12 protein-coding genes and 1 pseudogene are annotated in these 13,017 nt (G+C 68.5%); 6 read left to right on the top strand and 7 right to left on the bottom strand.

Going from position 1 to position 13,017, the window contains the following annotated elements; translation table 11 throughout:
* Positions 1-268 precede the first annotated feature (268 nt).
* From ABZT12_RS24335 to ABZT12_RS24325, 3 genes and pseudogenes are all read left to right on the top strand, one after another.
* Positions 269-691, top strand: a complete 423-nt coding sequence (locus ABZT12_RS24335; protein WP_356388249.1) for an ATP-binding cassette domain-containing protein — start codon at positions 269-271, stop codon at positions 689-691.
* A gap of 56 nt (positions 692-747) precedes the next feature.
* Positions 748-1,089, top strand: coding sequence for a hypothetical protein (locus tag ABZT12_RS24330; protein WP_356388247.1), 342 nt, complete (start codon positions 748-750; stop codon positions 1,087-1,089).
* A gap of 253 nt (positions 1,090-1,342) precedes the next feature.
* Positions 1,343-1,465: pseudogene (locus tag ABZT12_RS24325) on the top strand (IS481 family transposase); the annotation flags it as partial.
* A 191-nt stretch (positions 1,466-1,656) separates the two neighbouring features.
* Here ABZT12_RS24325 and ABZT12_RS24320 read toward each other — a convergent pair.
* The 3 genes from ABZT12_RS24320 to ABZT12_RS24310 all read right to left on the bottom strand — a co-directional run bounded on the left by ABZT12_RS24320 (position 1,657) and on the right by ABZT12_RS24310 (position 4,845).
* Entirely contained in the window at positions 1,657-3,348 is a 1,692-nt protein-coding gene (locus ABZT12_RS24320) for an endo-1,4-beta-xylanase (RefSeq protein WP_356388244.1), read from the bottom strand.
* Between the two features lie 530 nt (positions 3,349-3,878).
* A complete protein-coding gene (locus ABZT12_RS24315; protein ID WP_356388242.1) occupies positions 3,879-4,004 on the bottom strand; it encodes a hypothetical protein in 126 nt (41 codons plus the stop codon).
* Between the two features lie 523 nt (positions 4,005-4,527).
* Entirely contained in the window at positions 4,528-4,845 is a 318-nt protein-coding gene (locus ABZT12_RS24310; RefSeq protein ID WP_356388240.1) for an SCO5918 family protein, read from the bottom strand.
* 284 nt (positions 4,846-5,129) lie between these two features.
* On the opposite strand from ABZT12_RS24310, the gene ABZT12_RS24305 reads away from it, so the two are divergent.
* Both ABZT12_RS24305 and ABZT12_RS24300 read left to right on the top strand, forming a co-directional pair.
* Positions 5,130-5,333, top strand: coding sequence for a cold-shock protein (locus ABZT12_RS24305; RefSeq protein ID WP_145801666.1), 204 nt, complete (start codon positions 5,130-5,132; stop codon positions 5,331-5,333).
* A gap of 353 nt (positions 5,334-5,686) precedes the next feature.
* A complete protein-coding gene (locus tag ABZT12_RS24300) occupies positions 5,687-7,252 on the top strand; it encodes a DEAD/DEAH box helicase (protein WP_356388238.1) in 1,566 nt (521 codons plus the stop codon).
* A gap of 330 nt (positions 7,253-7,582) precedes the next feature.
* Here the strand turns inward: ABZT12_RS24300 and ABZT12_RS24295 are convergent, their stop codons facing one another.
* Complete coding sequence (locus tag ABZT12_RS24295) at positions 7,583-7,747, bottom strand: hypothetical protein (protein ID WP_356388236.1); 165 nt, start codon at positions 7,745-7,747, stop codon at positions 7,583-7,585.
* Positions 7,725-8,057 (bottom strand): transposase, encoded by a 333-nt coding sequence (locus ABZT12_RS24290; protein ID WP_356388234.1) that lies wholly within the window; start codon positions 8,055-8,057, stop codon positions 7,725-7,727. The genes ABZT12_RS24295 and ABZT12_RS24290 overlap by 23 nt, the downstream gene beginning before the upstream one ends.
* Positions 8,058-8,094: 37 nt before the next feature.
* On the opposite strand from ABZT12_RS24290, the gene ABZT12_RS24285 reads away from it, so the two are divergent.
* Positions 8,095-8,484, top strand: a complete 390-nt coding sequence (locus ABZT12_RS24285; protein ID WP_356388232.1) for a hypothetical protein — start codon at positions 8,095-8,097, stop codon at positions 8,482-8,484.
* 755 nt (positions 8,485-9,239) lie between these two features.
* Here ABZT12_RS24285 and ABZT12_RS24280 read toward each other — a convergent pair.
* A complete protein-coding gene (locus ABZT12_RS24280; RefSeq protein ID WP_356388230.1) occupies positions 9,240-10,127 on the bottom strand; it encodes a neutral zinc metallopeptidase in 888 nt (295 codons plus the stop codon).
* A gap of 1,458 nt (positions 10,128-11,585) precedes the next feature.
* A complete protein-coding gene (locus ABZT12_RS24275; RefSeq protein WP_356388228.1) occupies positions 11,586-12,839 on the bottom strand; it encodes an ISAs1 family transposase in 1,254 nt (417 codons plus the stop codon).
* Between the last annotated feature and the right edge of the window lie 178 nt (positions 12,840-13,017).

The raw sequence follows: 13,017 nt of genomic DNA, 5'->3' as shown, positions 1-13,017 counted from the left end.
GCCCGGACCGGGTCGAGCAGACGCCCAACGGCCGCCCGCTCCTTGGAGGTTGGCACCGTGACTGGCGATCACCCGCGGGAACCGCATCCACCGGCACCGGTTGTCGAACTCGTGCCGGGTCTGAGCCCATCACGGCATACGACCTCGACGCCTGGATGCCCACGCAGGCAGGCATCCGGAGTGTCGGCCGTGCGGTCGGGCGACACATCGATCCGCTCATGTGCTCGTAGCCCGTCACAGGCCCGAAGTGGCCCTGACGCGCCGCACCGTGAGGGCGACCGAGCCCCGGGGCCGCTGGGACCATGCCGCCAAGAACGTCATGCTGGCCGAGACGTACCGCAGGCCACGCCCCGGGCTCGCACGCGGTACACGCCTCGCCCGCGCCAGGGAGACACTGGGCCGGGTCGGGCTCGGCCACCGGTCGGGCTTCAGGCCCGACCGGCTCTCCGGCGGCGAACGCCAACGTGTCGCCATCGCACGGGCGTTGATCAGCGATCCCGCGCTGCTGCTGTGCGACGAGCCCACCGGCAACCTGGACAGCGAGAACACCCTGTCCGTCCTGGAACTCTTCGACGACCTGTGCGCCCAGGGCATGACCCTGGTGCTGATCACCCACGACGAGATGGTCAGCCGCCGCGCCGGCCGGCGCGTCCGCATCACCGACGGACGCCTGACCCTGGAGACCGAGTGAAACTCGCGGCGAGGACCAGGGCGACACCGACCGGGGTACGTGTCGAACGCCCCTGGATGGACCCCCGGGACCTGTGGACGGAAGCCCTCGCGGGCGTCATGGCCCGCCCGGTGCGGTCCGCCCTGACCACACTCGGCACCGTGCTCGGCATCACCACACTGGTCATCACCATCGGGGTGGCCTCCACCGCCGGCAACCAGATCGTCGGCCGGTTCGACGCGCTCACCGCGACCTCGGTGACCGTGACGGTGCCGCCCGTGCCGGCCGGGTCGCAGGACAAGCCGCTGGTGGACTGGTCGGGCACCGACGCCGTCCGGCGCCTGGCCGGCGTCGACTCGGCCGCCGCCCTCGCCGACTCCGCCCTACCAACAGCGTCCAGGTGCGGGCCAACGACGTGAAGGCGCCCGGCGACGTCTCCGGCCAGACCCTGGCCGTGGTGGCCGCCTCGGCCGGACTGCCCACCGGTGTGCGCGGAGCGATGACCTCGGGGCGGTTCTACGCCGCCGGCGACATCGGCCGGCATGCCCAGGTGGCGGTCCTCGGCGACCAAGCGGCGCGACTGCTCGGCATCAGCCGGGTACAGGACTCCCCGGCGATCTTCTTCCAGGGCCAGTCGTACACCGTCATCGGCATCCTCGGCGGCATCCGGCGGACCTGGTCGGCGGGGTCTTCCTGGCCGACGGCCGCGAGTGCAAGGTGCTCACCGGGATCGACGACCACTCCCGGTTTGTCGTCGTCTCAACCGTCCTGGCGGTGCCGTCCGGCCGGGCCGTGGCCGACGGATTCCTGCGTGCGGTGGGGGCATAGACGGCCTGTACCTCGGTGAAGAAGTCTTTCGCTGCTGGAACCATCGGTGCCCCCTGTGCTCGCTGTTGCGGTACTAGCGTTGAAAGACCACAGGCCCAAACCAGCACCCTGACTCTCACTACCACCGACACCAAACCGAGAGATCGCACCTTGATTCCTCACGCCTCGTCAAATGCCTCGAGTAGGCGCTCGTACGCCAGCTTCGGCCGCAGGGCCGCGTCCCACGGCAGGGAATCGGCCGTGCGCGGAGGATAGATCTTGGTGTCGGCGGTGGAACCGTACCGGTCGGTGAATCCCCATGTGGAGAACGATGTGCAGTTCGGCTCCTCCAGGCAGACCCGCAGCTTGCCCGCCATCTCATCAGCCTGGGTCTGCCGCCCGTCCTCCTCGTCCTCACCTATGGGGACGTCCATCTCCGACACCCGCGCCTGAACCCCGAGCTCCGCCAGATCCCGCACATGGCTGCGGAAGGTCTCCGGGTCGATGCGGTCGCCGGGTGCGTACTCATGGTTCTGGAAACCCACGCCGTCGATCGGTACGCCGCGTTCCTTGAGCCGCTTGACCAGATCGTAAAGGGCGTCCCACCGCTCGCCTTCCTCCTCGACGCCGTACTCGTTGAGGAACAGCCGTGCCTTCGGATCGGCCCGGTGGGCGGCCCTGAACGCCTCGTCGATGTATTCCTCGCCCATGGCCTCGAACCACGGGCTCTGCTCGGAGCGCAGACCGAGATCCCCATTGGTGTAGCTCTTCTCGTCGTCGGACATGGGCTCGTTGACCACATCCCATTCCGCGACCTTTCCCTTGAAGTGCCCGGCGACCATGGCGATGTGCCGGAGCATGGTCCGGCGCACCTCCTCGGGGTCGTCGTTCTCCCGCATCCAGTTGGGCAGAGCCTCGTGCCAGACGAGGGTGTGCGCGTGCACCTTCATGTGGTTTGCGCGGGCGAAGCGTACGAGTAGGTCCGCGTCGCGGAAGTCGTAGACGCCCCGGCGTGGGTGGAGGAACTGTGGCTTGAACGCGTTCTCCGGAGTGAGCATGGAGAACTGGCTCCCCGCGAGCGCCCGGTAGCGTGAGTCGGTGAGCAGCGGGTTCTCGGCCAGGGCGGCGCCGACGTCGAACGGCCGCCCCACGTCTGCGGCCCGCGCACGCAGCGAGTCGTCGGACTGCTCCTGGCGTAGTTGCGGCGCCTTGATCACGCGGAGCGAGTCACCGCTCTCTGCCCGCGCGGTCAGCTGCGTCAGACGCCATCCCTCGCGGCGCTCGTCTTCGCCCGCGTCCGCCTCCAGACCGAACCAGACAGTGCCCTCGGCGAACACCCCCGGGTCCTGCACGGTTCCCAGCTGCCGCCCGTCGGCTTTCACGCGGAAGGTGTCACCGATGCTCGACACGGCGAGCGTCACCGTCCCGGAGCAGCCGCAGTCGAAATCCTTGGAGGTGGCCGGCTTATCGCCCTCGCCGTCCCATATCTGTACCTTCACTTGTCCGTCGGCGGTCACGCCGACGCGGAGTGAGGGCCGCTCCTGCCGCCACTCGTCGTAGATGACCGGTACCCGTCCGTACAGCCGCAGCCATGAGTCGCCGTCATCGTCACCCACACCGGACATGCGCGCGGTGACGGTGAAGTCGCCATCGGACCTAAGATGCGGGCCGGCCAGGTTCAGCGGGGGGTTGGGCTGGCCGCCGGAGGAGTCCTGCTCCACGATGTGCCGATCCAATGCGCTGACCCGCAGGATGTCGTTCCGCACGGTGGTGCCCGGCATCTGCGTCCAGTCGTGGTTCCGCAGCAGGTCTTCGTCGTTTCCGCCGCCCGCGCCTTCGCCCTGCCCCGTACACCCGGCCGCCACCGCCATGACGAGCACCACGGCGGTCAGTCGCTGCCACGTCCCCCCACCAAGGTCCACGGTCCGTCCCACTCTCTTGTTCGAGACGAAACCAACGTCTCGAAACCGGGCCACAGTTCATCACACATGAGGTACGGCGGCCTTGTGTGGCACGTCCCAGCTCGTGTGGCGGAGCGGGCCCGGATCGTTGCGGCCTGCGCGGAAGGCGCATCAAACACGCGTGTGCCAGCGGACTTCAGGGTATCCACGGAGACGGTACGCAAGTAGCGCTCACGGTTCGCTGACCGGCGGATGGTGGGACTGGCGGACGAGCTGCGGCGCCACAAGTCAGAACTGGTACTCAGCGAAGCTGAGCGTACGGAGTTGACGCGCTGGTCGTGACAGGCGATGACGACCGGGCCGGGATCGGCGCCGGGGCTGTTGGTGCCGACATAGGTGATGCACTGCCTGCACGCCGACACCACGCCTGACGAGAAAGCCAAGCAGGCTCGGTGCCATCGCAGGCTCCTGCCCTCTCCGGCGGCGGACACGAGGGTGAGTCAGGCCGGGGCTTCGGGCGGGGTGTCGCCCATCCCGGCCAGTGCGAGGAACGGGAAGGGCAGGGTTGTCATGCTCCGGCCGTGGAGCGAGGAACTGCCGGACCAGACACCGCTCGGATCAGGCATTTCACGGGCCGCCCCGGACGATTCCTCGCCCGCGCCCACGGAGCCGTCCGAGCCGCGTGACCGGTCGCCCCGGTCGATTAGGAGCACGAGGTTGCGCCAAGGGTTGCTGCCTATCCCGTTGCGCTGGATGTTGCGCCAAGGGTTGCGCTAGGTGTTGCGCGGCCCGCAGGACCGTCCCCCGCGTCCGCGCAGGTCACCACGCCGTTTTGCCGTGGTCGGCCCGCTGACATTGCCGGGCAGCCTGTGGCACGCCCTGTCCCGGCTCCAGCACACCCATCCCGATGCCGTGGGCCGGGTCGGGCCGCTCGCCCGACCGGCCGGACTGCTGTCCTTCACCGCGGCCACCGAGCGCGGTGGAGCAGCGCTGATCGCTTCCGATGCCCTCGGAAGGCGCTCGGCCATGTCGCGGCGTTGGTGTAGACGGTTGCGGTGTGAGGGCATCGTGGAACGGGATGGCCTTGCCTGGCGCCAGTCGTCTCCGGGAGGGCCGGGCTGTAACTGCTCCAGCCCATGGTGGGGTTGGTCAGCTGTAGGCGGGGGTGCCCAGCATCGCTACCGCGGCCTGCAGTGGGCTGAGCGCGGCGGCGGCGGTCACTGCGGCGGCGGTGGGTGTGGGGCGGCAGGTGAAGCCGAGGCGGGTCATGGCCCGGGTGATCTGTTCGGCGGTGAAGTCGCGCCGGTCTTGTCGGGTGAGGATCTGGCCGACCTGTTTGACGGGGTAGGTGCGGCGGCTGATGATCACGGTTTGTCCGGTGGCCGCTTCGGGCTTGATGCCCCGCATCCTGTCCTGTACTTCGCTCTTGACCAGGTCGAAGGGGAAGCCGGCGATGATGCAACGCATAGGACCTCAGCAAAGAGAGGGGATGGTCGGATCTCTCGGGGTCCCACAGGCTGACCTCCGGCGGGAGATCGAACAACCGGTGGGAAAGACGGCACGGGGGCGGGTGTTCGTGCTATGTTGTGGGCAGTTGCAGTTGTGGTACCCATGAACTTGTGTGCACTCGACGGACGTGATCCGTGGGTGCATTTTTGTTTTGCCGGTCATCTCCGGATGGGCTCATCGCGGCGACGCGGACTCCGCACAGTGCGGTTTTCGGTTCTGCCCCCTGTCTTGAGGAGATACACATGGCTACTGGCATCGTGAAGTGGTTCAACGCGGAAAAGGGTTTCGGCTTCATCGAGCAGGACGGTGGCGGCGCTGACGTCTTCGCCCACTACTCGAACATCGCCGCCCAGGGGTTCCGTGAGCTCCAGGAGGGCCAGAAGGTCTCCTTCGACGTCACGCAGGGCCAGAAGGGCCCGCAGGCGGAGAACATCGTTCCCGCCTAGGCACTGACGCGCATCACCGGGTAGGGCCCGCACCGCAAGGTCGCGGGCCCTACCCGTCGCCCACCCGCCACTTCCCGTTCTGGGCCGGCGCGCTTGGGTACATCGCATTGCCTGCATGGCAGGCGGCAGCTCGCAGCCTTGAGGTCGCGCACCGCTTTCTGCCTCCCGGACTTCATCGGTCCGGCGTGTCGCCCACCCGCTCGGTGGCGTGATCCTTCGAAGTGCGTTGGCGCGGATGATTCCGCCCCGCTTCGCTTCTCCCCATTTCTTTCGGTTCGTCTCTGTGATGCCTTCGTGCGGCGTGTTCGCTGCTGGAGCTTCCTGGGTGCGTACCGTGTCCAGGAAGGTTCTCCTTGAACCCCGTTCGTTCCAGTCGTTCGTATTCCAGCTCCAGTTCCACCAGCCGTAGCGGCGCTTCGAGCGCCGGCGGTTACAGCCGTTCGGCCCCGAGCCGTTCCGGCGCGCCGAGCCGTTCCGGCGGTTACGCCGGGTCCGGTGGCTCCGGCCGCTCCGGCGGCTACGCGGGCTCCGGCCGTTCCGGCGGCTCAAGTCGACGCCCGTCCGTGCAGGGCGAGTTCGCCCTGCCGGTCACTCTCACCCCGGCACTGCCCGCGGTGGAGTCCTTCGCCGCTCTGGACATGCCGGCGGCCCTGCTGGCGACGCTGGCCCACGAGGGCATGGCGCTGCCGTTCCCGATCCAGGGTGCGACCCTGCCCAACGCCCTGGCCGGCCGCAACGTCCTGGGCCGCGGCCGTACCGGTTCCGGCAAGACCCTCGCCTTCGGCCTGGCGCTGCTGGCCAGGACCGCCGGACAGCGCGCCGAGCCGTCGCAGCCGCTGGCCCTGGTCCTGGTCCCGACGCGTGAGCTCGCGCAGCAGGTCACCGACGCGCTGACCCCGTACGCCCGCTCGCTGCGGCTGCGGATGGCCACCGTGGTCGGCGGCATGTCCATCGGGCGGCAGATCCATCTGCTGCGCGGTGGCGCCGAAGTTGTCGTCGCCACCCCGGGCCGGCTCAAGGACCTGATCGACCGGGGCGCCTGCCGTTTGGACCAGGTCGGCATCACGGTGCTCGACGAGGCCGACCAGATGGCGGACATGGGCTTCATGCCGCAGGTCACCGCCCTGCTGGACCAGGTACGCCCGGACGGGCAGCGCATGCTGTTCTCCGCCACCCTCGACCGCAACGTCGACCTGCTCGTGCGCCGCTACCTGCCCGACCCGGTCGTCCACTCCGTCGACCCCTCCGCCGGAGCGGTCACGACGATGGAGCACCACGTGCTGCACGTCCACGGCGCGGACAAGAACGCCGTGACGACGCAGATCGCCGCCCGCGACGGTCGGGTCATCATGTTCCTCGACACCAAGCACGCCGTGGACAAGCTGACCGACCACCTGCTGAACAGCGGGGTGCGGGCCGCGGCGCTGCACGGCGGCAAGTCCCAGCCGCAGCGCACCCGCACCTTGGAGCAGTTCAAGACCGGGCACGTCACGGTGCTGGTCGCCACGAACGTCGCGGCCCGCGGCATCCACGTCGACAACCTCGACCTGGTCGTCAACATCGACCCGCCGAGCGACCACAAGGACTACCTGCACCGCGGCGGCCGGACCGCCCGCGCCGGCGAGTCCGGCAGCGTCGTCACCCTGGTCCTGCCCAACCAGCGCCGAGACATGATCCGCCTGATGCGTGACGCCGGCATCACCCCGCAGACCGCACAGGTCCGCCCCGACGAGGCGGAGCTGACCCGGATCACCGGAGCACAGGCTCCCAGCGGTATCCCCTGCTTCATCGCCGCGCCGGTCGTGGAGCGTGCCAAGCGCAGCACCTCCGCGACCCGCGGCCGGCGCAGCCGCTCCGCCCAGGCCCGCCGCTCCGCCCCCGGCGAGCGCCCGGCGCCCCGCGTGGCCCTCGCCGCGTAACACCCCCACCGGCACCGCTGCAAAGCCGCTCTACCCCGGCCAGCCGGGGGCAGAGCGGCTTTCGTATTGGCCTCACCCGGCAATACCTGGTCAACACTGTGTGGCCATCCATCAGCAGTCCGTACTCGTCGCCCGCTGCGCGGGCCGAGGAGCTCGGCGGGACGGCGGGGGACGACGTCCAGGTGGCATCCGTCGGTGAGCTGCCGGGCGCACACATCGCAGATGTCCGCTCCCGGGACGGGCGGCGTCCAACTGCCCACCAGCACCGCCAGCCGTCGCGCTCGGCCACATCATCAGCCGGACGACCGACCGGGCCGCAGCGCCGGGCCTTCACTTCATCATCTCCTTCGCGAAATAGGCCGCCGCCCGACGCAGGATCTCACGCTCGAGCTCCCACTCCTTCTCCGCCTTGCGCAGCCGGCCGTTCTCCGCACGCAGCCGGGCCAGCTCCTCATCCCGGCCCTCGCCGGACTCAATCACCGCGACCGTGTCCACGGCCTGCGTGCTCGTCGGCCTGGCGCACCCAGCTGCGCAGCGTCTCGCCGGTCACCCCGACATCCGCCGCGACCGCCGCATACGTACGCTTCCCGCCCGCCGCGCGGTACAGCGCGACGGCATCGTCCCTGAACTCCGCCGGATACGGAGACTCTTCCGTCCCACCAGAACACCCTTCCCCGGATCTGCAAGATCCATTGTCAGTGTGTCCACACAACCGGGGTCGCCTCAGCCAGCGCCTCCACCTGGACAGTGGTCGTAGCCGGCCCGGCTCCCGCCTCGGATACCGTGTTCCTCTACGGGGTGCCATAACGGATGTGACGCCCCCCACCGGAGGTAGTCAGCGTATGAGTTCAAAGCGCAGCAAGAATCCAGCCCTGCCCGTACTTGACGACGCATTCCGACTCGCGTCGGTCAAAGACGCCGAAGAGTCCACCCGTGACTTGGCCGCGCGGCTGGCCACCACCGAGCTGCGCCGCGCTTCCCACCCGGGCCGGGTCACCTGGGAGCCCACCGATCAGGCCGAGCCCGTACCGGTCCCGCCGTCTGTGGTCGACGGTGACGGGGACCTGTGGCTGCGGGACCGGGGCACTGGCACCTGGACCATGCCCGAGTTCAACCCGAAGGAGTTCCCGGCCCGCTGTGGCGAGGTTCTGACGTGGAACCAGCTTGCCCGCGAGTTCGGCCCGCTGACCGCACTGGCCGACGACCGCCGCATCGGCGGCGGCCGGCGCTGACCGCGCAGCCTTCTGGGATGACCGCGCCCCTGAAGCGCCCGTTACGGGCAGCTGGGAGCTCCAGCTCACCGCCGAGCTCTCATTGGAGCCGCACCTCCACGTGCCGATCAGTGACTCAGCGTGGCCGGTTCCACAGAACCTGAGCCAGAACCTGCTGAACATGAACAAAGCCACGATGTGCTTGCGCGTGGGGCGTAGGTGTCCTTTGCGGGTGTGGAACTGGCGGGCGGCGGCGAGGTTGGCGGCCCATCGGGCGTCCTGTGAACGCGCCGCCGACCCCGCCCCGCTCTCGTCTTCGGTGGCGGGTTCGATGCCGAGGCTTTCCAGGAGGTACTGCTGTGCGGGCATCAGCCGCTCCCACCCTGTCCGCTGTCCGGTGATCCATGCTCCGAGGTCTTCGCCCTGCACGATGAGTTCCCCGGGTCCTGCGGGGAGTGTGCTTCCGGCCCGGAGGTGGGCGAGGGTGAGTCGGTAGCAGCGCTGCCAGCTGATCTCCCACGCCGGACACCATCCCGGGTCGACATCCGCGAAAGCCTCCAGACGGCCCGCTGACAGCTCACCAGCAACCGGGCCGCCGTTTCCCCCGCCCCGCGCCGCGCGGCGTTCTCCACGGTCTTCCAGGCCGCTGCGCGCTGGTTCTTGGCCCACGCCCCGAGCAGGAAGTCGTCCCAGACGACGGAGGCGGCGGGCAGGAAGTGCCCGTGCACGGCCGCGTACGAGCGCGCCACGGCCAGGCCGGCCTCGCATGCGGATGGTCAGCTGAATGTGTTGCAGCTGGCGACGCGGCCGGAGCGGTAGCCGGTGGAGAACCATTGCTGGCGTTGGCTCGCGGAGCCGTGGGTCCAGGTGTCGGGTGTGACCTTGCCCTGGTAGCGCTGCTGGATACGGTCGTCTCCGACGGCGGCGGCCGCGTCCAGCCCGCGGTTGATGTCGTCCTTCGTCAAGTCGGTGATCAATGGTTTACCGCTCTTGAGGTCGGGGGTGGTGGTGGCGTGGTGGGCCCACACTCCGGCGTAGCAGTCCGCCTGCAACTCGAGTTTCACCGAGCCGCTGTTCTGGCCCTTTCCGCTGCCGCGGGAGATCGTTCCGCTGAGGTCCTGGAAGTGGTGGCCGTATTCGTGCGCGATGACGTATGCCTCGGCGAACGGGCCGCCCTTGGCGCCGAACTTGCTGCTCAGGTCGTTGAAGAAGCCGAGGTCGAGATAGACCTTGTCATCGGCTGAGCAGTAGAAGGGGCCGACGTCGGAAGTCGCGTTCCCGCAGCCGGTGTTCACACTGCCGGTGAACAGGAACGTCGGGGCCTGCTGGTAGGGCTTACCGGCGGCTGTCTCTGTCTGCTTCCAGAATGCCTGCAAGCTGTCGACCACGGCGACGATCCGGCACTCCTCCTTGCGGTTGGCGTCTGCACCGGTCCGGCAGTCCGCCGCGAGGTCCGCGGCTGACTTGCCGGACGAGGACGTGTCGCTGCTGCCCGAGCCGAACACGCCGGGGTCGACACCCAAGAGCACGGACGCGACCACCACCACGAGCCCGACCAGTCCGCCGCCGATGGTCTTCCCGCCGCCCGGGATCCCGCCCAGCGTACCTCCCCGCCCGTCCGTGACCTCGGACGTGTCCAGAGCAGCATCGTCGTCGAATTGCATGCGTTGACCCTCTCTCAAGCAGCGCGCCGGGCCGCCCTGCGTCGTCCCGCTCGCCTACCCCGTACGAGGACATCCCCATCCCGTCCTCTTCCTGCTCCGCCTCTTGGAGGAGCAGGCGGCGACGCCACGACGCCGCTCTGGACTGACAGCCCGCCCGACCAGCCCGCACAGGGCTGAACAGAACCAGCAACCACCCAGCAAAAGTGCGCGCCCGCGGGGGGTTCCTGGGCCCTGTGCAAACCGTTTGACCTGCGGTCCTGCGGGTTGGGTGAGACTGTCGCAAGTGCAATGAGAATGCCTATGTGGCGGCGTTGGGTGTGCCCGGGGTGTTGATCATGGTCGTAGCTCGGAGAGCGAGTCGAACCGTTCCAGGCCGGGCGTGACATGACGGACCGCCCACGGCTGAGCGGCCAGAGACGCTCAGTTAGTTGAGCTGTTCCGCGAGGCAGGGGCCTTGGGCGCGTCGCGCGCCCGGGATGTAGATGTTGGTGTATGCAGGCGTGAAAGTTGGCGGCTGCAGGCGCCGAGCGGGGAGCAGCGGCGCCGATCGTGGTGCTGATGACTCCCCGCCTGCTGGCCTGCGACATCTGCATACCTGTCCCTCTTGCGTGCTGCGCCGGCCCTTCGTCCGTCACGGGCTGCCCTCCCCCGGGAGGGTGTCGACAGACGTGTACCGAGGTCTCGCATATCCGGCTCCGGGGCCGTCAGAGCCCATGCTGCGATCAGGTCGAGTACCGCCTGTTCCGGCACAGCCTCGGCGAAGATCGCCAGGTTTTCCGCAGTGGGAGGCCGCGCGGCAAGGAGACGGGTCAGCACTTCGAGGGAGAGATCCAGACCGTATGCCTTGTATGCCTCCGCGATGGCTGAGGAGGCATCCTGGTCACCCTGAAGTGCTTCAACGGTCAGTGCAGAGGCGACCTTTCGCCTGATCACCTCAGCGGAACGACCGATCAGATTCCAGACGAATGCCATCGGGGTTCCCGGCCGCTGCCCCTGACAAGCCAGCTCAGCAGGAGGGCAGCGTCAGGGGACTCGTAGAACTTCTGTCGCGTCTGCGTGTCGCCCGGTGGCGCCTGCCGCATTTCGTCTCGGTCGACACCCCGGCGCACAAGATGACCCACGCCACGTATGGCGTCTACCGAGTGCGGACCCAGGGGACGAGCTACGTGGTAGCGGAGAACTGTAAGATCACTTCGAAGAGCACCGTGACGAGCTACACCCCTCACTACGTCGGCTGGTACATCTGGGAGTCGAACGCCTGATGACAAGCACAGGGTGGCCCGTCCGCCTCACCGGTTGCATGCTTGTCGCCACACTGGCGGCCGCGGGCTGCACCTCCGCTCACCAGGACAAAGCCCTGGCCACCCGCCCCGCCCGAGGCTCCACTGCGTCGCCTGCCCTTACCCCGGCCAGTTCATCCCCCAGGGTCATTGCGTGATGAAGATCTGTCTGGGTTCGTCATGTGAGACCGAGGGCTCGTAGCGGTCGGTGGTAGTCGCGGCCGGTGTGGCGGAGGGCGGCGGCGATGTTGGTCTGGCCGTCCTGGCGGAAGACGCTGATGGCGAGGTTGCGCAGGGAGGCCATGGCGCGGGGCAGGGTGCCGGTGCGGACCTTGGAGTCGTCCTCGCGGAACGTACGGTCCCGGACATGGTGCAGGAGGTTCTCGATACCCCAGTGGCCTCTGATCCAGGTGGCGAGCTCGGCGGGGGTGGCGTCGAAGACGCTCAGGCTGGTGATCAGGTAGACGCGCTCGATGGTCAGCTTCCCGGTGCTTAAGTCGCGTCGCCACCGCACGTCTTGGATCGCCTGGCGGGCGCCGGGGTAGTCGAGGTGGCTGAACGCGGCGACCTTGAGCCGGCGGACCTCATCGCGATGGTGGGCGTGGTCGCGAGTGCGGTGCCCGAGCTGGATGTCCCGCCAGGGCAGCCTCCTGACCTGGGCGTACAAGCCCGGATGGTTCTTCTTCACGACTGCCACATAGTGCGCGCCACGACTGGTGAGATAGGCGCCGTGGCCGTGCTGGGTGTGCAGGGCATCGGCGGTCACCACCGCGTTCTCCAGCTCGAGACCGTCCAGCAACGGCGCGAAGGAGGGAATCTCGTTGCTCTTGGAAGCGACCTGCCGCTGGGCCAGGACCACGCCGTGGTGATCCATCGCCGCCAGCAGCTGAATCGCCGCCGCCGTTGCGGTCCGTGAACCGCGGACCACCTTGCCGTCGACCGCGATCACCCGTCGCACCGGCTTCTCCTCCGCGTCCGGCTCGACCGGAGACGGCATTCTGGCCGGCAGAAACGCGCCGATCGCCGCGTCCAGCGCGTCACCGTCCACACGCTGCAGCAGGCGGCGCACGGTGGCGGCATGCGGCACCGGCCGCAGACCGGTAAGCGGATCGGCAGCGAAACCGAGGACACCCAGCACATGTTGCGGGGCATCCGTGATCCACTCGCTGATCGCGATGAGCGAGCGAGCCCCGGTCAGCACCGCCGACACGGCTGCGCACAGCAACGCGAGGGCCGGATACCGCAGTCCTCGCGCATCGCGGGGATCGGCTACCAGGATCAGAAAACGCCGCAAGTCAGAAACATCGCTAGAGGTGAGGGGATCAGTCCGGGAGCCCAGTTGCTCCAGTACGGAAGGGATGGGCGATGATGTTCGGGCAGGCACGGCTCGCTCGGTTCTCATGGGTCTCGACAACCACATGATCACCAGCACCGTGCCTGCTTTGCTCTCCGGGATCCCTTGCCGCACAACAGACATGACGGCACGTCACTCACGAGACCGGCGAACCGGACCAATCCCAATCGCGCAATGACCCTGAATGGGGCCCCACCGGAGACTCCCACCTCCCGGCTGACCGCGACTGACCTGACGCTCGCCGATGTCGAGGCAC

The organism is Streptomyces sp. NPDC005423 (assembly GCF_040606415.1).
Lineage (GTDB): Bacteria > Actinomycetota > Actinomycetes > Streptomycetales > Streptomycetaceae > Streptomyces.
Note: the sequence above shows the minus strand (reverse complement) of the source record. Positions and strands in the feature narration are given on the sequence as shown.